The sequence below is a fragment of the Zoogloea sp. GW822-FHT05C07 genome, assembly GCF_058800215.1.
This window is the reverse complement of the sequence record NZ_CM179510.1, coordinates 3,751,023-3,773,427: the sequence shown is the minus strand read 5'-3', so window position 1 is coordinate 3,773,427 and position 22,405 is coordinate 3,751,023. Positions and strand designations below refer to the sequence as shown.

Here is a 22,405-nt window from a genome sequence, read left to right as displayed (position 1 = left end):
GACGAAGTCATTCTCTCTACGCGGCTTTCATCACCTCCGTGAGCGAATGAATCCGCCCGCACAAGGCCCACCGCACACAGCCCAACCACCTGGGGCAGCTTCCGCAAGTCCGCCGTCCCGGAAGATGGCCGCCGCAGAAAACCCGCTTCTACACCAGCCTCCCGGCAGACAGGCGCAGGCTGCGCCCGCAGCGCTCTGCCAGGCCGGTGTCGTGGGTCACCAGCACGAGGGTCGTGCCGGATTCGACGTTGAGGGAGAACATCAGCTCGATGACCGCCTCGCCGGTGGCCACGTCCAGGTTGCCGGTCGGCTCGTCGGCCAGCACCAAGGCCGGACGCGGCGCGAAGGCGCGGGCCACCGCGACGCGCTGCTGCTCGCCGCCGGACAGCTGGCGCGGGTAATGCCCCAGGCGGCCCCCCAGGCCGACCCGCTGCAGCCAGCCCTCCGCTTCCTGGCGGGCATCCTTCCGCCCGGCCAGTTCCAGCGGCAGCATCACGTTCTCGAGGGCCGTCAGGGCCGGCAGCAGCTGGAAGGACTGGAACACGAAACCCACGCACTCGCCGCGCAGCGCCGCACGGCCGTCCTCGTCGAGGGCGAAGAGGTCCTGCCCGCGGATATGCACGGAGCCACCAGACGGTGAATCCAACCCTGCCAGCAGGCCCAGCAGCGTGGACTTGCCGGAGCCGGACGCCCCGACGATGGCCACCGCCTCGCCGGCAGCGATGCTGAAGGAGACATCCTCCAGGATGTGCAGCGTGCCGCCATCGTCGGTGGCGACCGCGCGGCTCAGGTGTTTGACGTCGACCACGGGCGCCAGCGCAGCCACCGTGGATGAGGAATCGGTTCGGGTTCGGGTCAGCATGGCTATGTGGAGTGGATTTGCGGCGATAGGTTCAGCACCGGCGCGCGGCTGTCCGCGATTATCCCGGCTCCAAATGACATCCCGCCACCGGCCTCAGCCCGTCAACGAACAAGGGCAGCCCGCAGGCTGCCCTTGATGCACGGGACCGGAAAAACTCAATCCACGTGGTAGTTCGGCGCTTCCTTGGTGATCTGCACGTCATGGACGTGGGATTCGCGGATGCCGGCCGAGGTGATCTCGACGAACTCGGCACGGGCGCGCATCTCGTCGATGGTGGCGCAACCGACGTAGCCCATGGAGGCACGCAGACCGCCCATCAGCTGGTGGATCACCGCCGTCACCGGCCCCTTGTAGGCGACGCGGCCTTCGATGCCTTCCGGCACCAGCTTGTCCACATTGCCTTCGTTGTCCTGGAAGTAACGGTCCGCGGCGCCCTGCTGCATGGCACCGAGGGAACCCATGCCCCGGTAGGACTTGTAGGAACGGCCCTGGAACAGCACGGTCTCGCCCGGCGCTTCTTCGGTACCGGCGAACAGGCCGCCGAGCATCACGACGTTGGCACCGGCCGCGATGGCCTTGGAGATGTCGCCGGAGTAGCGGATGCCGCCGTCGGCAATCATCGGCACGCCGGAGTTGGCCAGCGCCGTTGCCACGTTGTCGACCGCGGTGATCTGCGGCACGCCGACGCCGGCAACGATACGGGTGGTGCAGATGGAGCCGGGGCCGATACCGACCTTGACGCCGTCCGCGCCCGCTTCGACAAGCGCCAGGGCAGCCGCTGCGGTGGCGATGTTGCCGCCGATGACGTCCACCTTCGGGAAGTTCTTCTTGACCCAATTGACGCGGTCGAGCACGCCCTGGGAGTGGCCGTGGGCGGTATCGACGACAATCACGTCAACACCGGCTTCGGCCAGCAGTGCGGCACGTTCCTCGGTACCGGCACCGACACCGATGGCAGCGCCGACACGCAGACGGCCGAGGCTGTCCTTGCAGGCGAGCGGGTGCTCGGTGGACTTCATCATGTCCTTGACGGTGATGAGGCCGGCCAGGCCGCCGTCTTCGCTCAGCACCAGCACGCGCTCCAGGCGGTGCTTGTGCATCAGCGCACGGGCTTCGTCGAGGCTGGTGCCTTCCTTGACCGTGACCAAGCGCGACTGGGGCGTCATGATCGCCGAGACGGGCTGATCGAGATTGGTCTCGAAACGGGTGTCACGGTTGGTGACGATGCCGATCACCTTGCCGCCATCCACCACCGGCAGGCCGGAGAACTTGTGGGTGCGGGTCAGGGTGAGCACCTCGCGGACCGTCATGGTCGGCGGGATGGTGATCGGGTCCTTGAGGATGCCCGATTCGAAACGTTTTACCTTGGCTACTTCGGCCGCCTGCTGCTGGGGAGTCAGGTTCTTATGGATGATCCCGATCCCGCCTTCCTGCGCGAGCGCAATGGCGAGGCGTGCTTCGGTGACGGTATCCATTGCGGCGGACACCAGCGGAATATTCAGGGTAATGTTGCGCGTGAGTTTCGTCTGGAGGCTGACGTCGCGCGGGAGAACGCTCGAATGGGCGGGGATGAGAAGGACGTCATCAAACGTCAGCGCCTTCTGGATCACTCGCATGGCTTTAATCCCTAGAACCAAATCCGTATTATACGCAGTTAGCCGCCCGGCGGCAAAAGTTTGTCCTACCGGAGTATCGAATGCCGCGCAAGTTCCTTTTTGTCCTTCTGGCCTGCGCCGCTCCGGCGGTCCTCGCCCAGGCCATCTACAGCTGGAAGGACGCCAGCGGCCGCATCCATTACTCCGATACCCAGCCGCCCGATGCCCAGGCGCGGACCATCCGGCAGGCGCCGGTAGCGCCGGTGGCTTCACAACCGGCGGCATCCGAGGCCACTGGCAGCGGCAACGGTGCGCCACAGACCACGGCGGAAAAGGAGCAGGCTTTCAGGAAGCGCCGCGCCGAGGCCGCTGAGGCCGAAGAAAAGGCCCGCAAGCAGAAAGTCACGGCGGAACTGCAGCAGCAGGAATGCACGCGCCTGCGCCAGCAACTGATCGGCCTGGAAAGCGGCCAGCCGACGGTCCGCTACAACGAAGCCGGCGAGCAGATCTACCTCGGCGGCGACGAACGCGCCAGCGAAGTGGCGAACATCCGGCACTACATGGAACAGTCCTGCAAGCAGTAGGCCGGCCCGTGCAGCCAGCCGGCGCCGGGCTCAGGCTTCCGCCGGCCCGCCGCCTTTCTTCATGACCTTCCCCTCTTCGGCACGCTTGCGGCGCACCTCCTTGGGGTCGGCGATCAGCGGCCGGTAGATCTCCACCCGGTCCTTGTCCCGCAACACCGTATCGGCCTTGACCAGCTTGGCGAACACACCGAGCTTGTTGGTCTTGGCCAGATCGATCTCGGGGTGCTTCTGCAGCAGGCCCGAGGCTTCCACCGCGCGCTGCGCCGTGCTGCCCGCCGGCAGCTTCAAGCGCACGATTTCCTGGCGCTCCCTGAGCGCATAGCAGACTTCGACGTTGATCGAATCGGACATGTCAGCCCTTGCGGTAGATTTGCGAAGCGCGCTTGACGAAGGAGTCGACAAAGGTGTTCGCGATATGGCTGAACACCGGCCCCACCGCCTTCTCGATCAGACGGCTCGAAAACTCGTAGTGCAGGTTGAACTCGACCTTGCAGGCGGCATCGCCAAGGGGAATGAACTCCCAGCTGCCGTCGAGGTGCGTGAACGGCCCATCGGTCAGGCGAATGTGCATGCGCCGCGGGTAGTCCTTGTCGTTCTCGGTGCTGAAGTGGGACTTGATGCCGTGGTAGTTGATGTGCAGCGTGGCCTTGGTGACCTTTTCGTCACGGCCATGCACCTCGCTGCCGCCACACCAAGGCAGGAACTTAGGGTAATCCTCGCAGCGGTCCACCAGATCGAACATCTGGGCCGGGGTGAATTCGATCAGAACGGTTTTCTTGACGGCTGCCATTGGGGCGCGGGCGAACTAGCGAGCTGTTAAAATGCGCGATTTTACGCGTCCGTTCAAGCCTACGCCAATGAGCATCATCGACAACCGCAAGGCCTTCCACGATTATTTCATCGAGGAAAAATACGAAGCCGGCCTCGTGCTCGAGGGCTGGGAGGTCAAAGGCATCCGCGCCGGGCGTGCCAACATCAAGGAAAGCTACGTGGTGATCCGTAGCGCCGAGATCTTCATCGTCGGCATGCACATCACGCCGCTGGAGTCCGCCTCCACCCACGTGCATCCCGACCCGACGCGCACCCGCAAGCTGCTGCTGCACGCCGAGGAAATCGCCAAGCTGATCGGCAAAGTGGAACGCGCCGGTTATGCCCTGGTGCCACTCGATCTGCATTACGCCAAGGGCCGTGTGAAGATCAGTGTCGGCCTTGCCAAGGGCAAGAAGCAGTACGACAAGCGGGAAACCGAGAAAGAACGCGACTGGGATCGCGAGAAGGCGCGCCTGATCCGCGCCAAGGGCTGAGGCCTCCCGGCGGTCGCCCGATCCCAGGGCTGCCGCCGATATCTATTCGGTTTCGCCCAGGGCCCACTCCACGTCCAGGCGCTCCAGCGCATCCACCGGCTGACAGGCCCCCGCGGCCGCAAACAGTTCGTGGGCACGGCCGTGCTGCGCAGACCCGAATGCCAGCAGGGTCGAGCGGGCATATTCCGCCAAGACCACCGGCGACTGGGGGTTGAGCCTGCAGGCCGTCTCGAAGTGCTCGATGACGGCTTCCTTGCGGGCGCCATAGGTCAGCCCGGCCACCACGCTGCCGATCTTGTCGATCACTTCGGCGTTGTAGACGCCCAGCGCCACATAGGCATCGGCGTGGTCGTTATCCAGTTCGACGACGCGCTGCAGGCAATCCCGCACCTTGCCGCCGAGGCCACGGGCCAGCGCCTTCACCACCGAGATGCTCTGGCTGTAGCGCCCCAGCGCCAGGCCTTGCACATACCAGGCATTGGCCCAGTTCGGCGCCAGCTCGGTCAGCGCCGTGCAGAATTCCAGCGTTTCATCGAGGATGCGGGTACGGCGCAGCTCGTCCTCCTCCAGGTGGGCGGCATAGACGACAGCCGCCCGCGCTGCCGCCACCAGCCCTACCGGACCTGCCGCCAGGCCGTATTCGACGGCATCCGCAAAATCACCCGCATGGTAGGCGCGCCAGGCTTCCTCGATCTGCTGCGCAGCCGCCGCCACGTCTGGCACGTGGGCCTGCAAGGCCGGATTGGCGTCGAGCAGCGCGTGCAGGCTGACCACATCCGGATAGGGCTCCCGATCACCCCGGTGCAGGCGCGCCCAGTTGCTCGACAGGGCCGTGCCGCCGTAGCGGTAGACCCGGTTGCCATAGGGAAAACGCTTCCAGCTGCGACGGCCGGCATCCTGCTCCGAGCGGGCCTCGGCCACGCGCTGCCGCGAACGGCGCAGGGCCATGTTCCAGTCAAAGCTCAGATGCATCGGCAGTTCCTTCCCGCGACTGGCACCCTATGACGGGCACGCTCGAAAAATGCCAAGACCATCAAGGATGGTACAGGCAGGCCGCGGAGAGTAGCACCCCGGTCGCCATTAAGCATGCTGCGCCGCGGCAACGCGGCGCCCCGTTCAGGCTGCGATCCGGTCCATGAAACGGGCCAACTGGATATCCAGTTCGGTCAGCCCGCCGGCATCATGGGTGCTCAACACCACCTCCACCCGGTTATAGACATTGCGCCATTCCGGATGGTGGTCGAGCTTCTCCGCCATCAGCGCAACGCGCGCCATCCAGCCGAAGGCCGCGTTGAAGTCGGCGAAGCGGAACTGCTTGCGGATCGCGTCGCGATCGGGCTCCAGCTGCCATTCCTCCAGGTCTGCCAACGCCGCCTGGCGCTGCGCCTCGTCCAGTTTCTGCGGTCTCATGGGAATCTCCTCCTTCATCAACGCAGGGAAAAATCCACCCGGCTGGCTTTCGCCTTGGCCTTGCCGTCGTCGCCCTCATGCGGCGCCAGCAGGAAGACCCGGTCGGCCGGCACCTGCCCTTTCTCGAGCAGCCAGTTCTTGGCCGCCTGGGCGCGCTGCTGGGCGAGCAGGCGCAGGTCCTCGTCGCTGACGGTAGTGTTGGCGAGGATCAGTTTCTCCATCTCGGGCACCGGCAGGTCCTTGGCGAGGCCAATCAGGTTGCGGGGCTTGGGGAACTTCTCGTCCTTGTAAACGCGGGTCAGCAGCGCCGGGTATTCGGCAGCATCGATGCGCACGCGGCCGTCCTCGCTAAGGGATTCGCCCTTCTTCGCCATGTCCTTGATCTTCAGTGCTTCGACCTTGCCGAGCATGACCGCGTGCTTGAGGCCTTCCCGGTCAGTCTGCGGATCGACGCGGCCGGCGATGTCGAGCTTGAGGCCGGTCTTCTCGGTCATCGCCTTGGCGATGGCCTTCAGCTTGGGCTCCGCGCTGTCGGGCAGGCGCGCGAAACCGGGGTCAAATTCCAGCCAGGCCAGCTCCTCGCTGTTGCCACCGAACATCGAGCCGAGCAAGGCGAACGGAGAGGTGATCGCCTTGCCGATCAGATTGACGAGGACCTTCCAGATGATGCCGCCGATGCTGAATTGCGGATCGTCCAGCGAACCGCCGATCGGCAGGTCCAGATCGATCTCGCCGCGACTGTTCTTCAGCAGCGACACCGCCAGCAGCACCGGCAGCTTGAGGGCGTCCGGGCTGTCCACCTTGTCGCCGAAGGTCAGCTGGTCGAGGAAGACCTGGTTGGTGGCGGTGAGCTTGCGGTCCTCGATCTTGTAGGTGACGGTGGCCGACAGCTTGCCCTTGTCGATGCCATAGCCGACGTACTTACCGGCGTAGGTGGACACGCCGGACAGCTCGAAATCCTTCACCGAAGCCTTGATGTCCAGCGCCTTGTCCTGGCGGAAGGGATTGAGCTTGCCGACGACCTCCACCGGCGCCGCGTTGTCCACCTTGCCGCGCAGCTCCAGCTCGGCAATCGTCCCCGGATCGGACGACAGACCGACCAGACGCCCGCCCATGCCGGTCAGGTTGGCATCGTAGTTGGGCCGGATGAAGCGGTCGCTGTAGGCGATGTTGCCGCCCTGCAGCGTGATCCGCTTGATCGACACCGGCGGCAGCGGCGCGGCAGGTGGCAACTGCGCCGTCGCCACTCCGGGCGCGGACTGCTTGCCACCGTTGGCCTTCTTCGCCGCGTCCTGCTCGTCCTTTTGCTCCTGGGCCCGCTGGGCGGTGATCTCGCGGATGTTGAGGCCGCCCTGGGCGTCGAGGATCAGGCGGGTGTAGAAGTCGCTCAGCGCAATGTCGTCGATGCTCACCGCCAGCGGCGCCAGACGGATGTCCACTCCGCCGAAGTACAAGGACTTCCAGCGCAGGAAGTCGGCAGCGTTGAGCTTGTCTACCGATGCGAAATCCCCCACCGTCAGATTGCCCTTGAAGCCGCCCTTCATGCCGCCGGCGGCGGGCAGCTCGAAGGCCAGCTTGCCGCGGGACGTCACGTTGCCGCGGGTGATCGCGATCTTCACCTTCTCGGTCACGTAGGGCTGCAGCATCGCCAGGTCGACCGCCTTCAGGTCCAGGTCCAGGCTGCCCGCCAGCGGCGCGAGGCCGACCGTGCCGGCCACGCCGATCTTGCCGCGCTTGTTGATCGCCGCCCGCAGATCCACCCTGGCCTTGCTGCCCTTGGCGGTGGACAAGCCATCGACCTTGATGACCAGCGGCTCCGCGTTGAAGACGATGGACGGGGAAAGAGTCTGGTCCTCCAGGCGCACGCCCCAGTCGTCGAGGGCAACGTGCTTGACGCTCACTTGCCAGTCGGGACCGGCCGGCGCCTTCTTGGCGGGCACCGCAGCATGCTTGCGCGCCGGCGTGGCCGACGTCTTGGCGGCCGGTGCATCGCCGGCGGCGGCGAACTGCTCGGCATTGAAATGGCCATCCTTGCCGCGCACGATGGCCAGGCGCGTCGCCTTGCCGATAACCTCTCCGACCGTCACGCGGCGGGTGGTCGTATCGACCTCAGTGTCACGCAGTTCGAGCAGGCCAACCCGCGCCAGCGGCGTCTTGTCGCCCTTCAGGCGCACGCCCAGGTTCTTCAGCGCAACGCTCTCCGCCTTGACCTGGACCTTGGGCTCGCCGGACTCCTGGGCAAAATCGTAGGCCAGGCGCGCATCCACCTTGCCGGACGCGACCTCGCCCTGTTTAAGGAAAGGCGCGTAATACGGCCGCGGTCCGACCAGGTCGAAACCGCTCAACTCCAGCGTGCCGGAAGCCTTGAGGGCCGCCACGTCCACGCTGCCCTTATGCTCAACGTGCTCACCCGCATCGGTGGCGAAACCAGCCTCCAGCTCTGCCGGCGTGCCGCCCGCCAGGCTGAACTTGCGCAGGGAAACGTGCAGGTCCTGCAGCGTCTTGTGGAAAGGGCCGGCGGGCAGATCGTCGCTGAAGGCAATGCGTCCGCCGGTGAGCTTGAGTTCGTTCAGCGTCAGCGCGAAAGGCTTCTCGGCAGCTTTCGGCGGCTCGGGCGCTGGCGTTTTGGGTGCCGGGGCGGCGACCGGTTTTGGCAACAGCGCGAGCAGACTGATCGCCCCATCGCGCTGGCGCGCCACCGTCACGTCGGGCCCTTCGATGGAAACCATGCCGATGACCGCTTCCCGCGCCAGCGGCGCAAGCTTGTCGATGCCGACCTTCACGGCCGCCAGCTTGATCGCCGGGCGGCCGTCGGCATGCTGCACCTCGACGCCATCCAGCCCGACCGAACCTTTGACACTCACGCTGGGCGGCTGGCCCGCCGGCTGCGCGAAGCTCAGCTCCAGGTCGGACGACAGCCTGGCACTCGGCAGGCGGAAGGTCTTTTCGACCGGCAAGTAATCCACGTAGCGGGTCAGGTCGAAGCCATCGAACTTGATGCCGACCACCGACTCGCGGGTCAGGGAAAAAGGCTTGGACTTGCCCTTCACAACGAAGGGCGCCCCATTCACCTTCAGCGCCAGCAGCGGCTCGACAAAGGTCTCCACCTGGGACGGCAGGTTGGACACGAAGGGCACGCCCAGATCGAGGTCGGACACCGCCTGCTTCTGCTTCAGCGGCCGGTCGTCGAAATCGATGCGGCCCTTCTCGACGCGGATGTTATGCACCGCGAAATGGGTCTTGGAACCGTCGTCGGGCTTGTTGAGGATCTCGTCGATGACGTCCGACCAGTTGTAGCGCTGGCCGTCCAGGCGCACCACGCTGACCGTCGGCTCGACCAGCTTCACCTCCTCCACCACCACGCCGCCGCGCAGCAGGGATTCCGCCTCCACGTTCACGTAAAGGGACGTGAAGCTCGCCGCCGGGCTCTTGCCATCCGGCTCCAGCATGCGGAAGCCGCGCACCTCGGCGGACAGCGCATAGGGATTGATCGACAACCCCTCTATCGTCACCGGGCGATGCAGCAGTTCGCCGAGTTGCTTCTCGGCCACCGACTTGACCAGCGGCGGCGCGATCCAGAATCCCGCCACTCCCACCAGGGCCACCACAGCCAGCCCCCGCAGCGCCCACTTTGCCGGCCTGCCGGCGGCGCGCAGCTTTTCGATCATGTTCTTGTCCCTTGTTCTCCGCGCCGGTGGCGCGAGCGAGCTTTTCGTTCAATATCCATCAAGCCTAGCAGCGTAAGCCATTCAGGCAAATGACGATGTAAGCAGTGTTTGCCCTGACGCAAGCCAGGGTCTATCCTCCCCGCCCTTCCCGGCCTTACCTCTGTTCGCCAAGTCCATGAATCCGCACATCAAACCACCTGTCACCGGCTCCCACTTCGACGTCATCGTGATCGGCGCCGGCGCGGCAGGCATGATGTGCGCAGCCCAGGCCGGGCAGCGCGGCCGCCGCGTGCTGATCCTCGACCACGCCGCCAAGCTCGCCGAGAAGATCCGCATCTCCGGCGGCGGCCGCTGCAACTTCACCAACCTGACGGTCGGCCTCGCCAACTACCTGTCGCGCAACCCGCAGTTCTGCCGCTCGGCGCTGGCCCGCTTCACGCCCGCCGACTTTCTCGACCTGATGGCCCGCTACGCCATCCCCTGGCACGAGCGAGAACACGGCCAACTGTTCTGCGATGACTCGGCCCAGGACATCATCGACATGTTGCGCACCGAATGTGAAAACGGCGACGTGCGCTGGGCGATGCCGTGCTCGCTCAACGGTGTGACGGCCGGCGACACACCCGAGGCGCGCTTCCAGCTCGACACCAGCCACGGCCACTTCGGCTGCGAAAACCTGGTGATCGCCACCGGCGGCCTGTCGATCCCCAAGATCGGCGCCTCGCCGCTGGGCTACCGGATCGCCGAGCAGTTCGGCCTCGCCATCGTGCCGCCCAAGCCGGCGCTGGTGCCGCTGACGCTGCCGCCGGAAGAACTGGCCATCTACAAGGAGCTGGCCGGCATGGCCTTCGATGCGGTCGCCGAATGCGGCGCCGGGCACTTTCGCGAGAACCTGCTGTTCACCCACCGCGGGCTGTCCGGCCCGGTGATCCTGCAGGTGTCGTCCTACTGGCAGGCTCGGGACTACGGCGACAGTGACGGTGGCCGGCAGATCATCGTCAACCTGTTCCCGGCAGAAGATGTCCGCGCCTGGCTCGGCGAACGGGCGCGCAGCAAGACCCTGCTGTCCAACCTGCTCGCCGACCGCCTGCCCAAGCGCTTCGCCCACGCCTGGTGCGAGCAGCGCGGCTGGAACCGCCCGGCCAACCAGTTCAACCCGAAGGAGCTTGATGCCATCGCCGCGGCCCTGGCTGGCTGGACGATCACGCCCAACGGCACTCTCGGCTACGCCAAGGCGGAAGTGACGCTGGGCGGCGTGGATACGCGGGAACTGTCGTCGAAGACCATGGAGGCGCGGAAAGTCCCGGGCCTGTACTTCGTCGGCGAAGTGATGGACGTCACCGGCCACCTGGGCGGCTATAACTTCCAGTGGGCATGGGCGTCGGGCTACGCGGCCGGGCAGGCGGTCTGACTGGCATCGCGGCAAACGAAGGCCCAAAAAAACAAAGGCCCGCATGACGCGGGCCCTTGTTCATGGCAGCAGGCAGGCGCTTACTTGGCAGCGGCAGCCAGACCGTCGAGGATTTCCTTCTTGGCGTCTTCGACGGAGCCCCAGCCGGTCACCTTGACCCACTTGCCCGGCTCCAGATCCTTGTAGTGCTCGAAGAAGTGCACGGTCTGCTTCATCAGCAGCTCGGGCAGGTCGTCGATGGTCTGGACCTTGTCGTACAGCGGGGTCAGCTTGGACACCGGCACGGCAACGACCTTGGCATCCACGCCGCCTTCGTCTTCCATCTTCAGCACGCCAACGGGACGGGCACGGATGACCACGCCCGGCTGCAGCGGGAAGGGGGTCACGACCAGCACGTCCACCGGGTCGCCGTCGCCAGCAACGGTGTGCGGCACGTAGCCGTAGTTGATCGGATAGCGCATGGAGGTGCCCATGAAGCGGTCAACGAAGACGGCGCCGCTGTCCTTGTCCACTTCGAACTTGATCGGATCGCCCTGAGCGGAGATCTCGATGATCACGTTGATGTCGTTCGGAACATCCTTGCCAGCCTTGACCTGATCGAAACCCATATCACTACCTCCCGTTATTAGATATAAGACAGCTCGGTATTATAAGTGAGCCTTGTGACGCTGGGACAAACCCTTATGACGGAAAGCGCTCAATCCGAGTCGAAGCCGGCGTCCTCGATCACCGTGCGCAGCGCGTTGGCCGACACCTTGGCCGGGTCGTAGCTGACGCGCGCCTCGCCCTGTTCCAGGGAAACCTCCACGCTGGCCACGCCGGGCGTCGCGGACAGCGCGCCGGTCACGTTCTTCACACAGCCCTGGCAGCTCATGCCGCCGACCTTGATCACCACGTTTTCCATCGTTTTTCCTTTCAGTCGGATTTTCCCGGGCGCCAGCGCCGCAGCAACAGGGAGTTGCTGACCACCGACACCGAACTCATGGCCATCGCCGCGCCGGCGATCACCGGGTTGAGCAGGCCCAGCGCCGCGGCAGGAATGCCCAGCACGTTGTAGATGAAGGCAAAGAACAGGTTCTGGCGGATCTTCCCAAGGGTCGTCCGCGACAGGGAGATCGCATCGGCCACGCTGTTCAGGTCGTTACGCACCAGGGTCAAGTCAGCCGCCTCAATGGCCACGTCGGAACCGGCACCGATCGCGAAGGACACGTCCGCTGCCGCCAGCGCCGGCGCGTCGTTGATGCCGTCACCGACCATCGCCACCCGGCCGCTGCCGCGCAGGGCCTCCACCGCTGCGGCCTTCTCGCCCGGCAGCACCTGGGCGCGGTATTCGCTGATGCCGGCCTCCGCCGCGATGCGCGCCGCCACCGCCGGATGATCGCCGGTCAGCATCACGACCCGCACGCCGAGCCCCTGCAGACGCGTTACCGCCGCCCGGGAACTGGCGCGCAGCGGATCGGCGAGGCCCAGCGCGCCCCACGGCCGCCCATCGACAGCCACGCACACCGGCGTCAAGGCCGCTTCGAGCAGGGGTTGCAACACCGCTGACGGCAACTCGGCCCCCTGCCCGGCCAGAAACTCCGGCGAGCCGATCCACACTTCGCGCCCATCCACACGACCGCTGACGCCCTTGCCGCCACTCGTCTGAACCGCGTCGGCCAGGCTCCACCTCAGGCCGGCCGCCTGCGCCGCATCGACCACGGCCTTGGCCAGCGGATGATGGCTGGCCTGCTCGACCGCCGCAGCGACGGCCAGCAGGTCGTTCGCCGCCACGCCTGCCACCGGACGCACATCCAGCACCGCCGGGCGTCCCTCGGTCAGCGTGCCGGTCTTGTCCACCGCGAGCACGGAAATCTTCTCTGCCATTTCCAGCGCCTCGGCGTTGCGCACCAGGATGCCGGCGCGGGCACCCTGCCCGGTCCCGACCATCACCGCCGTCGGCGTGGCCAGACCCAGTGCGCAGGGACAGGCGATCACTAGCACGGCCACCGCATTGACGAGGGCCGGCGCGAATTCGCCACCCAGCCACCACCAAGCCACAAAGGTCAGTACGGCAATCGCCACCACCGTCGGCACGAAAATGGCGGCAATGCGGTCGGCCAGCTTCTGCACCGCCGGCTTGCCGCCCTGGGCCTGTTCGACGAGGCGCACGATGCCGGCCAGCAAGGTCTCGGTACCGACACCGGTGGCCCGGCAGCGCAACGCGCCATCGCCATTGACGGTTGCCGCAAAGACCTTGTCGCCGGCTTTCTTGGGCACCGGCACGCTCTCACCGGTCAGCATCGCCTCGTCGGCCGACGATTCGCCGCTCAGCACTTCGCCATCCACCGGCACGGAATCACCGGCACGCAGCACGAAGACCATGCCTGCCACGACGCGCTCGACCGGCATCTCCTGCAACGCGCCATCCTGCTCGACCCAGGCGGTGGGCGGCTGAAGGCGCAGCAGCGCCTCGATGGCCGCCGACGTGCGCGCCCGCGCCCGCGCTTCCAGCAGCTTGCCGAGCAAGACCAGCGTGATGATGCTCGCCGAGGCCTCGAAATACACGTGCAGATCATGGCGGTCGAACACCACCACGACCAGGCTGAAGAAGTAGGCAACGCTGGTGCCCAGCGCCACCAGCACGTCCATGTTGGCGCCACCGCCACGCAGGGACGACCACGCGCCCTTGTAGAAGCGCCGCCCGATCCAGAACTGCACCGGCGTCGCCAGCAGGCACTGCAGCCAGCGCGGCAGCCACTCCGCATGATGCTCGCCCGCCCCCAGAACGCCGGAGAACATCCCGACCATCTGGACCAGGAAGGGTGCGCTGAGCAGCGCCGAAATCCAGAACAGCCGCAGCTCGGCGCGGAACTCGGCCTCCTTGCGCAGCTTGTCGGCCTCGCGGTCGCGGGTGATGACGGGAGTCGCATCGAAACCCGCTTTCCGGATCGCAGCAATGATCGCCGCCGGCTCGGACAACCCCGGCACGTAACGGACCCGCGCGGTTTCCGCGGCAAAATTGACGCTGCCCTCCACGCCGGGCAGACGATTGACGACCTTCTCGATGCGCGCCGCGCAGGCCGCGCAGCTCATGCCGGACAGGCTCAGCTGCAGCGTCTGGGGCGCCACGTCGAAGCCGGCCTTGCGGATCGCCGCCAGAATGTCCGGCGCACCGGCACCATCGGGCGCCGCAGCCAGGCGAGCCTTGCCGGTGCCGAAATTGACCTCGGCGCTAACGCCGGGCAGCCGGTTGAGCACCTTCTCGAGCCGCGTCGCGCAGGCCGCGCAGCTCATTCCCGAGACCGGCAGGTCGTAACGCATACCTGGCTCGTTCCCCATGCTTAGCTTCCCTCAGCCCACCAGCAGCACGGGCAGCGTGGCCCGCTGCAGCACCCGCGTTGCTACCGAGCCGACAAATAGATCCGCCACCACGCCGCGGCCATGCCGACCGAGGCACAGGTAATCGCATTCCAGAATGGTCGCCTGATGGAGCACCACGTCGGCCGGCTGGCCCACGAGGATATGCGGCGTTACTTGCAAACCGGCCGCCTTGAGGCGGGCCAGCGGCGCCTTGAGCACGCCTTCGCCTTCATCGCGGTAATAGGCATCCAGGGCTGCCCGGGCCACGTGGCGGGTCGCGAACTCGATGGGAATCGGCGGATGCACATACAACACATGCACATCCGGCACGCTCTTCAGTTGGCCCGCCAGCGCGATCACCTGATCGACGACACGCTCGGCTACCGGAGAATCATCGACGGCCAGCAGGATTTTCATGATTCGCTCCGCCTTCCAGGAAAAGACTCAGAAATGGCAAACCACGCCATTCCACAGATTGCTGCCGAGGGTCGGCGTCGTCACCAGGCCGTACACGCCGAAGGCCAGCACCACCAATCCAGACCCCGTCCGCACCGCCCGGTTCCGCACCACGTCGCGCAGACGCTTGAGCAGCATGCCGGCGAGCAGCAGGTTGGGCAGCGTGCCAAGGCCGAAAGCCAGCATCAGGCCCGCGCCGCGCTCGGCCGAGCCGGTCACCAGGGCCGTCGCCAGCACGCTGTAAACCAGGCCGCAGGGCAGGAAGCCCCACAGCAGGCCAAGCGGAAGGGCCTGACTCACGCTGCGCGCCGGCAGGAAGCGCCGGGTCAGCGGCTGGATGCGCGCCCACAGCTTGTGGCCGAGTTGCTCGACGCCGGACAGGGCCCGTGTGAAGCCGGTCAGGTAGAGCCCGAGCGCCACCAGCATCAGGTTGGCGGCCACGTACAGGACCAGCTGGATCGGCAGGATGTTGTTGAACAGCAGGCCGACCGTCCCGATCGCCCCCATCGCCGCGCCGGCCAGCGTGTAGCTGCTGATCCGCCCGACGTTGTAGGCCAGGTGCAGGGGCCAGTCACTGCGCCGCTGGCCGGGCAGCTGCACGGTCAGCGCGCTGACGATGCCGCCACACATGCCGACACAGTGGGTGCCGCCGAGCAGGCCGATGAGGAAGACTGCGAAATAGCCGGTTTCGGGCATGGAGATTCAACCTGGACAAACAAAAACGCCCCGTGGGCAACACGGGGCGCGTTCCAACACTTGGCTCGGCATTCTAGCCCGCCCACCTCGGAGCGGCCAGCCGGCCGGAAGTTCAGATCACCTTCGAGTAACGGGTGCGCTCCCGGTCGGCGCGCAGGTACTTGTCGAAGACCATCGCAATCGCCCGCACCAGCATGCGGCCGGCTGGCAGCACGGTGATCCACTGCTTGTCGATCTTCAGCAGGCCACCCTTCTCCATCTCGCGCAGGTCGGCGAGTTCGGCAGCAAAATACTTGTTGAAATCGATCAGGTGGGCGATCTCGATGGACTCGATGGACAGCTCGAAGTGGCACATCAGCGCCTGGATGATGGCCCGCCGCAGCAGGTCGTCCGGCGTCAGCTCGATGCCGCGCAGCACCGGCAGGCGGCCGGTGTCGATGATGTCGTAGTACTCGTCGAGGGTCTTCACGTTCTGCGCGTAGGTCGGACCGACCTTGCCAATGGCCGACACGCCGAAGGCCAGCAGGTCGCACTCCGCGTAGGTGGAATAACCCTGGAAATTGCGATGCAGGCGTCCCTGGCGCTGGGCCGTGGTCAGCTCGTCGTCCGGCTTGGCGAAGTGGTCCATGCCGATATACACGTAGCCCGCCTCGGTCAGGCGGCGAATCGCCAGTTGCAGGATCTGCAGCTTGGTCTCGCCGGACGGCAGCTGCGCGTCAACGATGCGGCGCTGGGGCTTGAACAGCGTCGGCAGGTGCGCGTAGTTGTAGATCGACAGGCGATCCGGCGACAGCGCCAGAATCTGCTCAAGGGTGCGGTTGAAGCTGATGACGTTCTGCTTGGGCAGGCCGTAGATCAGGTCCACGCTGACCGACTTGAAGCCATGGGCCCGCGCCGCGTCGATTACCAGCTTGGTTTCTTCCTCGCTCTGGACGCGGTTGACCGCCTTCTGCACGTCCGGATTGAAATCCTGAATGCCGACGCTCATGCGGTTGAAGCCGAGCTCGGCCAGCAGCGCAACAGTGGCTTCGTCCACCTTGCGCGGGTCCACCTCGATGGAATACTCACCGTCCGGCACCAGCGTGAAGTGCTTGCGGACCATGCCCATCAGGCGGCGCAGTTCGTCGTGGGACAGGAAGGTCGGCGTGCCGCCGCCCAGGTGCAGTTGCAGTACTTCCCGCGACCCGTCGAGCTTGGCCGCCTGCATGTCCACTTCTTTTTCAAGATAATCCAGATACTTGGCGGAGCGACCGTGATCCTTGGTGATGATCTTGTTGCACGCGCAGTAGTAGCAGATCGTATTGCAGAAGGGGATGTGGAAGTATAATGAGAGCGGTTTGCCGATTCCGCCGACAGTGCGCCTCCCGAGCCAATGCTCCAGGGCATCGGAGTTGAACGCCTCGACGAAGCGGTCAGCGGTCGGGTACGACGTATACCTCGGGCCATTCACATCAAACTTGCGAATGAGCTCGGGATCGAATATCAGGTCTTTTTGTGTCGTGTTCATGGTGCACTTCTGTTGGTTGCGCTGAACAATCGCAGAATCGATCCAAAACAGTATTGACGTGGATCAAAGGGCTCCAAACGTTGGTAAAACCATCCAGTTCAGGTGATTGCGCGTGCAGATGAAATCGGTGATTCCGGTGACGGTCGTGGACATCAAGGTCGCGTGTTCCCAGTGCAACCTGCGGGAGTTGTGTCTTCCCTTCGGCCTCGACCCCAATGAGATCGACCAGCTCGACGAGCTCGTCGGCAGCCGCCGCAAGATCAAGCGGCAGCAGCACCTCTACCGCTCCGGCGACAACTTCGAGGCGATCTACGCGATCCGCGCCGGCTCCTTCAAGACCGACGTGATCCTCGAGGACGGCCGCGACCAGGTGACCGGCTTCCAGATGACCGGCGAAGTGCTGGGCCTCGACGGCATCAGCACCGAGCACCATTCGTGCAACGCCATCGCGCTGGAAGACAGCGAAGTCTGCGTGATCCCCTTCAACCGGCTCGAAGAGCTGTCACGGGAGGTGGAAAGCCTGCAGCACCAGTTCCACAAGATCATGAGCCGCGAGATCGTCCGCGACCACGGCGTAATGATGCTGCTCGGCTCGATGCGCGCTGAAGAGCGCCTGGCGGCCTTCCTGCTGAACATGTCCCAGCGCTTCACCGCGCGGGGCTTCTCGCCGTCCGAATTCCACCTGCGCATGACCCGCGATGAGATCGGCTCCTACCTGGGCCTCAAGCTCGAAACGGTGTCCCGCGCCTTCTCCCGCTTTCAGGAAGAAGGCCTGGTCGCCGTCCAGCAGAAGCACATCCGCATCCTCGACACACCGGGCCTGAAGCGCCTGCTCAACCACCACGCAGCCTGACCGCCGCCGGCCCTGGCCTTACAGCCAGGCCAGCCAGCCGAGCGGATTCTTGCTGACCGCCACCGACACTATCCACGACAGCGTCGCCAGCGCGCCCACATAGGCCGCGGCGCGCAGCCCACGCGGGCGCCTCGCCTTCAGCGCAACACTCCCCAGCCCGATATAGACGAGCAAGCCCAGCACCTTGGCGGTCAGCCAGGCATGCACGAAGGGATATTGGGCCGCCATCCAGGCCAGGCCGAGCGCACTGGCCAGCAGGCAGGAATCGACGATATGCGGCAGTACCCGCGTCAGGCGGGCCTGCAACAGCGGCGAACCGCTCAACGACCACCAGCCCCGCAATGCGAAGCCGCAACCACTGAGCACCACGCAGGTAATGTGGAAATGCTTGAGAGCCAGATACATGCCGCGCCTCCATCGTTCCGCGGCAAAGCCCCAGCTGCCGGCGGGCCCCGCGAAAGCGGGGCCGCAACACTTTAGCCGCGCAGCACGCCAACTTCCAGTGCGGCAAACCAGTTGATGAATCGCTGTACATCGGCGCCCTGGTAGATGGCCCCGTGCTGCGGCACCAGCATGTCGATCTCCAGGCGGGAAACGCGCTCGCACCAGTCGCGCTTGGCCCGGTCCGAGCCCATCCAGCGCTTGTGGAAACCTTCCGCATGACGGATATGGCGGGAGAAGTCCTGCACGTACAGCTCGTTATGGTCAGCCGGCAGCAGGGCCGCACCGACATCGCCCGAAAACAGGATTTTGGCCTTCGGGTCGTACAGGTGGAAATTGCCGGACGAATGCAGGTAGTGGGCCGGGATCGCCTGCAGCTCCAGGCCGTCGAGGCGGATTGTCATGCCCGAATCGGGGATCGGCACAAAGGTCGAATCCTGCCCGCCGAAATGGGGCAGGAAGCTCTGCCAGAGCCAGCTCGTGTAGCACTTCAGATCGGGCTTGAACTCCAGCCACAGGGCCAGCGAGGAAATGATGTCCGGATCCTGGTGAGACGCGAAGATGCCTGCCAGCCGCGTCGGATCGCACTCCGCCGAAAGCGCGGAGAAAACCGCCGGAAAGATCTCGATCCCACCCGGGTCGCACAACAGGGCTTCTTCCCCGTGGGCGACCACGTATTCGTTGGTATCGATGATGTAACCAGGCTTGGTCACATCCCGCGCGATCGCCAGCCAGCGGTGTTCCTCGTCCTGGTAGATGCAATGGGCCTGTTTCATGGGTTTCCTAATCCTTTACAAGGCGTTCCTTGCCGAGAACTTCGAGGGAGCGCTTGATCTGCGCAATCACCTCGGCAAAATCCGTCGATACCTGCATCAATGCCGCACTGAAGCTACCACCATAGGCCGCCTCGATCTTCGCCGAACGGGCCAGCACACCGCCCAATTCGACTAGCTGCTGGGTTTCCTCGACGGCCGCGCGCAAACGCAGATCGAGGGAGCGCAGGCGTACCTGCTGCTCGGCAAGCCGCGCAGCGCCACGCCGCCGGGCCTCCCGCGCGCCCGGCACGCCATCACCGCTGAGCTTCAGCGCCGCCGCCAGAATCGCCGCAATGCGCTGCTGCTGCACGACGCCGGTGACACTGCCGACCGAACCGGACGTCATCTCCCGCAGGGATGCCATGTGACGGGTCAGATCCTGGGCAAAGCGCCGCAACTCATTGGACAGCACACCAAAGCCCAGCGCTGCGTTACCGGCCCGCTTGGCCAGGAAGATCGCATTCAAGGCCATGAGGTTGATACGGAAAGCCGTTGCAACGATGGCCTTGATCTCTTCATTGACGCGGACGATGCGGGCAAGCTCGCCAGTGCGCGAGGCTATCCCGTGAAAATTCGGTTCTGGCGCATTCATACGTGATACTCCGGAAAGCGGGACGACTGCCCCGGCTGATTAACGGCGGAGACAGGCGCAGCTTGAGCCCCTGCCACCGTGTGCACGACGCCCTTCGCGCGAATTACACGCGAGTCGAGCCCTTCTGCAAGCTAGCAGTGCTACGGTATGCCGATTCCGCCACTCCCCTCGCCGAGACAGTGATGCCAAAAGCTCGCTTCATTCCAGAGAAACTCTCCATCGCAACATCGATTTGCGCAGTGCTCGCACCTCTCGGCGGATTGCACTGCACACTCGCGCATGCCGCATCGCAAAACGGAGCGGCCCAGCCCGCCCCCGTCACCGATGCCAGTGCCAATGCAGACTGGATGCGCCGCGCCCACGCCTCCGGCGTGCTCATCGCCGTGGGTTTCGACAGCATCGAAGAATGGGCCAAATACTCCTACGAGCGGGAAAACTGCAATCCCGATTACCAGGTCCGTACCGGCCTCCTGGCCAAGGCTGGCTGCCGTAGCAACGCCTGGGACAACAAGGTACGCGCATCCGGCAACGGCTCGGTCCGTTTCGACATCCTGCCCGGGAGCTGGCAAGGAGGTGGCGGCAGCATGGCCATCCCGTTCGGCGATTACGCCACCAACCAGTTCGGGGCCAACAGCCAGTTCTGGGTCTCGTGGCGGCAACGCATGGACGCCCGCTACATCGCGGGCTACCCGGCCAAGGATGGGCGCATCGCCAACGCCAAACAGGTGATCATCGCCCAGGGCGACATGCCCGGCGCCACTCCGGGCAAGCCGATCAGCGGCAGCGCCTGCAGTGAGGCCGAGGTCGTGATCGTCAGCTCCAATCCGGGGAGTCGCCCGCCATTTCCGACAGGCTATATCGAGTGCGGGCGCTACGTGTGGTTCGAACAGACCTTGCAGGCAGGCGCATACGCGGGCAATGCCATGGGCAGGCAGGTCATCACGCGTGAGAACATGCGCCGGACCGACACCGGCCAATACGCCTGCATCAACCATCCCGACATGCTGGATCAGTCCGGCTGCGCCACCTACCGCCCCGACGAATGGATCACCTATATGGTGCACCTGCAACTGGGGCCGGACGGCCGCGCGGTCAGCTCGGTATCCGGCAAGGAACAACCGGGCTACATCCATTCCAGCTTCGAGCTGTATGCCGCCTATCAAGGAGAGGATTTCCAGCTCCTTCACCGCCAGACCGAAGTCGTCATCCCGAAAGGACAGCACTTCGCCGGCGGAGACCCGCTCCAGGCATCTTCCTACCGGGGCGGCTGGGGCCCCGCCGACGGACACCCCCAGGCCAAATTCGGCAAGCTGTGGCTGCTGCCCTACATGACCAACAAGGATCCGAACGACACGAGCCCCAAATCATCCACGTGGTTCGATGAAGTCATCGTTTCAAGGTGCCGGATCGCCGCACCAGGGCAGCCCATCCCGAGCGAATGCAATCCACCCGACACTGCGCCCCCCGCCCCCGTTCCGACAGTCCCCCTCCCCCAAACCGGCAACAACGCAGCCCACCCAGCGGCCGTCGCGGCCGCAGCCGCACCACCTCCGCCCGCCAAGCCAGCCGGCGGAACAAAAATGCAGCTCGTCGGCATCCTGCACAACCTTCCCCCGGGCCATTGGTTCGAGATCCCCGGCTCCCAGCTCTTCAACGTGCTGACCGACGCCTGCAAGGTCAAAGCGATTCGCGACGCCTATGAGCACGTAATCACCGGACTGGTCGGCTGCAATCCGGAGAACGTCATGATCTACAGCGGCGGCGCCTACGACACCCGCCGGCATCGCCTGCTCGTCTGGGGCGGCGGCCACTCCGCCTACGCTGGCAATGAACTATATGGATTCGACATGCGGGAGGCCCGCTGGACGCGCCTGAGCGAGCCGACGCCTTTTGCCTTGGGCAACAGCGCCGCCAGCGAACGGAAGGAAGGCGCATCGCAGTCGCCCTCAGGGCGTGCCGCGAATGCCCTCACCGGCCCGATTTCCGTGCACTCCTACGACCAGATCGAATACCTGCCCGACCAGGACTGGCTGATCGCCGCCGGCGGTGCAACCTATAGCGCCAACGGCTTCGCTTCGGCACAGACCTGGCTGTTCGACCTCAAGAAAGAAGACGCCAGCGGCTGGATGGAGAGCCAGCCGATGCCCGGAAAGGCATTCAGGCTTTTCGAATACAACATGTCAACCGCCTACGACCCCGTCGCCCGGAAGTTCATCATGCGCGGCTATTCCGAAGCGGGGGCCTTCGACCCCGCGAGCCAGGAATGGACGATCACCCAGAAAGGCCTTCCGACGCGCAAGATCGGCACCGTCGGCGAGCTCGACCCAAAGCGGCGGGTCTTCGTCATCCTCGGCTCGGGAACAGCAGAAATCCACCAGGTCGGCCCCAAGGGCGAACTGAGCCAGCCCCAGCGGCTCGGCGCATCGGGCGATACGGACATCGAGCAGTGCTACTCGCCAGGCCTAGTCTTTGATTCAAAAGCCGACAGGCTGACGGCGTGGTGCAGCAAAGGGGACATCTACACGCTGGATGTGGACAAGCGCATCTGGACCCGCCACGCCGCCAAGAGCAGCGTTGAGCCCGGCGATCCGGCCACCACACCGCGCATCCGGGGCACCTTCGGGCGCTTTCGCTACATGCCCGAATACAACGCCTACATCCTGGCGAACGGTGTCCGCAGCAACGTCTTCCTCTATCGCCTGTCCGACGACAAGGGACGAATTCCCTGAAGAGGCGAAACACCAGACAGGGGCAGGCCGGGCAATCCGGTCTGCGCCGCACCCCCCGCACGGACTTGCAAGACAACACGCACAGCAGCATGCGGCACCCCGCAGGAATGCGCCCGCAGGCGACGGCGCACAAAAAGAAA

The 22,405-nt window shown here is 65.2% G+C and carries 21 protein-coding genes; 5 read left to right on the top strand and 16 right to left on the bottom strand.

Annotated features, from left to right (window positions below; genetic code table 11):
* Window positions 1-148: 148 nt before the first annotated feature.
* Window positions 149-862, bottom strand: coding sequence for an ABC transporter ATP-binding protein (locus tag AC3QL2_RS17490; protein WP_493235105.1), 714 nt, complete (start codon window positions 860-862; stop codon window positions 149-151).
* Between the two features lie 155 nt (window positions 863-1,017).
* Window positions 1,018-2,478, bottom strand: coding sequence for an IMP dehydrogenase (gene guaB, locus AC3QL2_RS17485; protein ID WP_493235104.1), 1,461 nt, complete (start codon window positions 2,476-2,478; stop codon window positions 1,018-1,020).
* Window positions 2,479-2,558: 80 nt separating this feature from the next.
* On the opposite strand from guaB, the gene AC3QL2_RS17480 reads away from it, so the two are divergent.
* Window positions 2,559-3,041: a DUF4124 domain-containing protein gene (locus AC3QL2_RS17480; protein WP_493235103.1), complete on the top strand. Its 483-nt coding sequence runs from the start codon at window positions 2,559-2,561 to the stop codon at window positions 3,039-3,041.
* Between the two features lie 30 nt (window positions 3,042-3,071).
* Here AC3QL2_RS17480 and AC3QL2_RS17475 read toward each other — a convergent pair whose 3' ends face one another.
* The gene (locus AC3QL2_RS17475; protein ID WP_493235102.1) at window positions 3,072-3,392 is read right to left on the bottom strand and encodes an RnfH family protein; all 321 of its coding nucleotides are present in this window, start codon (window positions 3,390-3,392) and stop codon (window positions 3,072-3,074) included.
* 1 nt (window position 3,393) lies between these two features.
* Complete coding sequence (locus AC3QL2_RS17470) at window positions 3,394-3,831, bottom strand: type II toxin-antitoxin system RatA family toxin (RefSeq protein WP_493235101.1); 438 nt, start codon at window positions 3,829-3,831, stop codon at window positions 3,394-3,396.
* Window positions 3,832-3,898: 67 nt separating this feature from the next.
* Here AC3QL2_RS17470 and smpB point away from each other — a divergent pair, with 67 nt between their 5' ends.
* On the top strand, window positions 3,899-4,345 hold the full coding sequence (gene smpB, locus AC3QL2_RS17465; RefSeq protein WP_481122973.1) for an SsrA-binding protein SmpB: 447 nt from the start codon (window positions 3,899-3,901) through the stop codon (window positions 4,343-4,345).
* Window positions 4,346-4,387: 42 nt separating this feature from the next.
* On the opposite strand, the gene AC3QL2_RS17460 is transcribed toward smpB, so the two are convergent.
* From AC3QL2_RS17460 to AC3QL2_RS17450, 3 genes are all read right to left on the bottom strand, one after another.
* On the bottom strand, window positions 4,388-5,317 hold the full coding sequence (locus AC3QL2_RS17460; RefSeq protein ID WP_493235100.1) for a hypothetical protein: 930 nt from the start codon (window positions 5,315-5,317) through the stop codon (window positions 4,388-4,390).
* 144 nt (window positions 5,318-5,461) lie between these two features.
* Window positions 5,462-5,755 carry a 4a-hydroxytetrahydrobiopterin dehydratase gene (locus AC3QL2_RS17455; protein WP_493235099.1) on the bottom strand — a complete coding sequence of 98 codons (294 nt, stop codon included), beginning with the start codon at window positions 5,753-5,755 and terminating at the stop codon, window positions 5,462-5,464.
* A 17-nt stretch (window positions 5,756-5,772) separates the two neighbouring features.
* The gene (locus tag AC3QL2_RS17450; RefSeq protein ID WP_493235098.1) at window positions 5,773-9,423 is read right to left on the bottom strand and encodes a DUF748 domain-containing protein; all 3,651 of its coding nucleotides are present in this window, start codon (window positions 9,421-9,423) and stop codon (window positions 5,773-5,775) included.
* 175 nt (window positions 9,424-9,598) lie between these two features.
* On the opposite strand from AC3QL2_RS17450, the gene AC3QL2_RS17445 reads away from it, so the two are divergent.
* Complete coding sequence (locus AC3QL2_RS17445; RefSeq protein ID WP_493235097.1) at window positions 9,599-10,834, top strand: BaiN/RdsA family NAD(P)/FAD-dependent oxidoreductase; 1,236 nt, start codon at window positions 9,599-9,601, stop codon at window positions 10,832-10,834.
* Between the two features lie 80 nt (window positions 10,835-10,914).
* Here AC3QL2_RS17445 and ppa read toward each other — a convergent pair whose 3' ends face one another.
* From ppa to hemN, 6 genes are all read right to left on the bottom strand, one after another.
* A complete protein-coding gene (gene ppa / locus AC3QL2_RS17440; protein WP_079432957.1) occupies window positions 10,915-11,442 on the bottom strand; it encodes an inorganic diphosphatase in 528 nt (175 codons plus the stop codon).
* Between the two features lie 89 nt (window positions 11,443-11,531).
* Entirely contained in the window at window positions 11,532-11,738 is a 207-nt protein-coding gene (locus AC3QL2_RS17435; protein ID WP_481121655.1) for a heavy-metal-associated domain-containing protein, read from the bottom strand.
* Between the two features lie 11 nt (window positions 11,739-11,749).
* Entirely contained in the window at window positions 11,750-14,137 is a 2,388-nt protein-coding gene (locus AC3QL2_RS17430; protein ID WP_493235096.1) for a heavy metal translocating P-type ATPase, read from the bottom strand.
* A gap of 30 nt (window positions 14,138-14,167) precedes the next feature.
* The gene (locus tag AC3QL2_RS17425; RefSeq protein WP_493235095.1) at window positions 14,168-14,593 is read right to left on the bottom strand and encodes a universal stress protein; all 426 of its coding nucleotides are present in this window, start codon (window positions 14,591-14,593) and stop codon (window positions 14,168-14,170) included.
* Between the two features lie 27 nt (window positions 14,594-14,620).
* On the bottom strand, window positions 14,621-15,328 hold the full coding sequence (locus AC3QL2_RS17420) for a sulfite exporter TauE/SafE family protein (RefSeq protein WP_481121652.1): 708 nt from the start codon (window positions 15,326-15,328) through the stop codon (window positions 14,621-14,623).
* Between the two features lie 112 nt (window positions 15,329-15,440).
* The gene (gene hemN, locus AC3QL2_RS17415; protein ID WP_493235094.1) at window positions 15,441-16,835 is read right to left on the bottom strand and encodes an oxygen-independent coproporphyrinogen III oxidase; all 1,395 of its coding nucleotides are present in this window, start codon (window positions 16,833-16,835) and stop codon (window positions 15,441-15,443) included.
* Between the two features lie 118 nt (window positions 16,836-16,953).
* On the opposite strand from hemN, the gene fnr reads away from it, so the two are divergent.
* On the top strand, window positions 16,954-17,688 hold the full coding sequence (gene fnr / locus AC3QL2_RS17410) for a fumarate/nitrate reduction transcriptional regulator Fnr (RefSeq protein WP_481122972.1): 735 nt from the start codon (window positions 16,954-16,956) through the stop codon (window positions 17,686-17,688).
* A gap of 18 nt (window positions 17,689-17,706) precedes the next feature.
* On the opposite strand, the gene AC3QL2_RS17405 is transcribed toward fnr, so the two are convergent.
* From AC3QL2_RS17405 to AC3QL2_RS17395, 3 genes are all read right to left on the bottom strand, one after another.
* Window positions 17,707-18,093, bottom strand: a complete 387-nt coding sequence (locus AC3QL2_RS17405; protein WP_493235093.1) for a SirB2 family protein — start codon at window positions 18,091-18,093, stop codon at window positions 17,707-17,709.
* 71 nt (window positions 18,094-18,164) lie between these two features.
* A complete protein-coding gene (locus AC3QL2_RS17400; RefSeq protein ID WP_493235092.1) occupies window positions 18,165-18,905 on the bottom strand; it encodes an oxygen-binding di-iron domain-containing protein in 741 nt (246 codons plus the stop codon).
* A gap of 7 nt (window positions 18,906-18,912) precedes the next feature.
* Entirely contained in the window at window positions 18,913-19,536 is a 624-nt protein-coding gene (locus AC3QL2_RS17395) for a methyl-accepting chemotaxis protein (RefSeq protein ID WP_493235091.1), read from the bottom strand.
* A 347-nt stretch (window positions 19,537-19,883) separates the two neighbouring features.
* Between AC3QL2_RS17395 and AC3QL2_RS17390 the strand changes: the two genes are divergently transcribed.
* Window positions 19,884-22,265 carry a hypothetical protein gene (locus AC3QL2_RS17390; protein WP_493236681.1) on the top strand — a complete coding sequence of 794 codons (2,382 nt, stop codon included), beginning with the start codon at window positions 19,884-19,886 and terminating at the stop codon, window positions 22,263-22,265.
* The last annotated feature ends 140 nt before the right edge of the window (window positions 22,266-22,405 follow it).

What these genes read in the sequence shown, in the direction of transcription:
- AC3QL2_RS17435 (WP_481121655.1), bottom strand. Translation starts at nt 11,738, where the DNA reads ATGGAAAACGTGGTGATCAAGGTCGGCGGCATGAGCTGCCAGGGCTGT.
- AC3QL2_RS17405 (WP_493235093.1), bottom strand. Translation starts at nt 18,093, where the DNA reads ATGTATCTGGCTCTCAAGCATTTCCACATTACCTGCGTGGTGCTCAGT.
- AC3QL2_RS17470 (WP_493235101.1), bottom strand. Translation starts at nt 3,831, where the DNA reads ATGGCAGCCGTCAAGAAAACCGTTCTGATCGAATTCACCCCGGCCCAG.
- AC3QL2_RS17420 (WP_481121652.1), bottom strand. Translation starts at nt 15,328, where the DNA reads ATGCCCGAAACCGGCTATTTCGCAGTCTTCCTCATCGGCCTGCTCGGC.
- AC3QL2_RS17425 (WP_493235095.1), bottom strand. Translation starts at nt 14,593, where the DNA reads ATGAAAATCCTGCTGGCCGTCGATGATTCTCCGGTAGCCGAGCGTGTC.
- AC3QL2_RS17460 (WP_493235100.1), bottom strand. Translation starts at nt 5,317, where the DNA reads ATGCATCTGAGCTTTGACTGGAACATGGCCCTGCGCCGTTCGCGGCAG.
- guaB (WP_493235104.1), bottom strand. Translation starts at nt 2,478, where the DNA reads ATGCGAGTGATCCAGAAGGCGCTGACGTTTGATGACGTCCTTCTCATC.
- fnr (WP_481122972.1), top strand. Translation starts at nt 16,954, where the DNA reads ATGAAATCGGTGATTCCGGTGACGGTCGTGGACATCAAGGTCGCGTGT.
- smpB (WP_481122973.1), top strand. Translation starts at nt 3,899, where the DNA reads ATGAGCATCATCGACAACCGCAAGGCCTTCCACGATTATTTCATCGAG.
- AC3QL2_RS17490 (WP_493235105.1), bottom strand. Translation starts at nt 862, where the DNA reads ATGCTGACCCGAACCCGAACCGATTCCTCATCCACGGTGGCTGCGCTG.
- AC3QL2_RS17450 (WP_493235098.1), bottom strand. Translation starts at nt 9,423, where the DNA reads ATGATCGAAAAGCTGCGCGCCGCCGGCAGGCCGGCAAAGTGGGCGCTG.
- AC3QL2_RS17390 (WP_493236681.1), top strand. Translation starts at nt 19,884, where the DNA reads ATGCGCCGCGCCCACGCCTCCGGCGTGCTCATCGCCGTGGGTTTCGAC.
- hemN (WP_493235094.1), bottom strand. Translation starts at nt 16,835, where the DNA reads ATGAACACGACACAAAAAGACCTGATATTCGATCCCGAGCTCATTCGC.
- AC3QL2_RS17480 (WP_493235103.1), top strand. Translation starts at nt 2,559, where the DNA reads ATGCCGCGCAAGTTCCTTTTTGTCCTTCTGGCCTGCGCCGCTCCGGCG.
- AC3QL2_RS17445 (WP_493235097.1), top strand. Translation starts at nt 9,599, where the DNA reads ATGAATCCGCACATCAAACCACCTGTCACCGGCTCCCACTTCGACGTC.
- ppa (WP_079432957.1), bottom strand. Translation starts at nt 11,442, where the DNA reads ATGGGTTTCGATCAGGTCAAGGCTGGCAAGGATGTTCCGAACGACATC.
- AC3QL2_RS17475 (WP_493235102.1), bottom strand. Translation starts at nt 3,392, where the DNA reads ATGTCCGATTCGATCAACGTCGAAGTCTGCTATGCGCTCAGGGAGCGC.
- AC3QL2_RS17395 (WP_493235091.1), bottom strand. Translation starts at nt 19,536, where the DNA reads ATGAATGCGCCAGAACCGAATTTTCACGGGATAGCCTCGCGCACTGGC.
- AC3QL2_RS17400 (WP_493235092.1), bottom strand. Translation starts at nt 18,905, where the DNA reads ATGAAACAGGCCCATTGCATCTACCAGGACGAGGAACACCGCTGGCTG.
- AC3QL2_RS17455 (WP_493235099.1), bottom strand. Translation starts at nt 5,755, where the DNA reads ATGAGACCGCAGAAACTGGACGAGGCGCAGCGCCAGGCGGCGTTGGCA.
- AC3QL2_RS17430 (WP_493235096.1), bottom strand. Translation starts at nt 14,137, where the DNA reads ATGCGTTACGACCTGCCGGTCTCGGGAATGAGCTGCGCGGCCTGCGCG.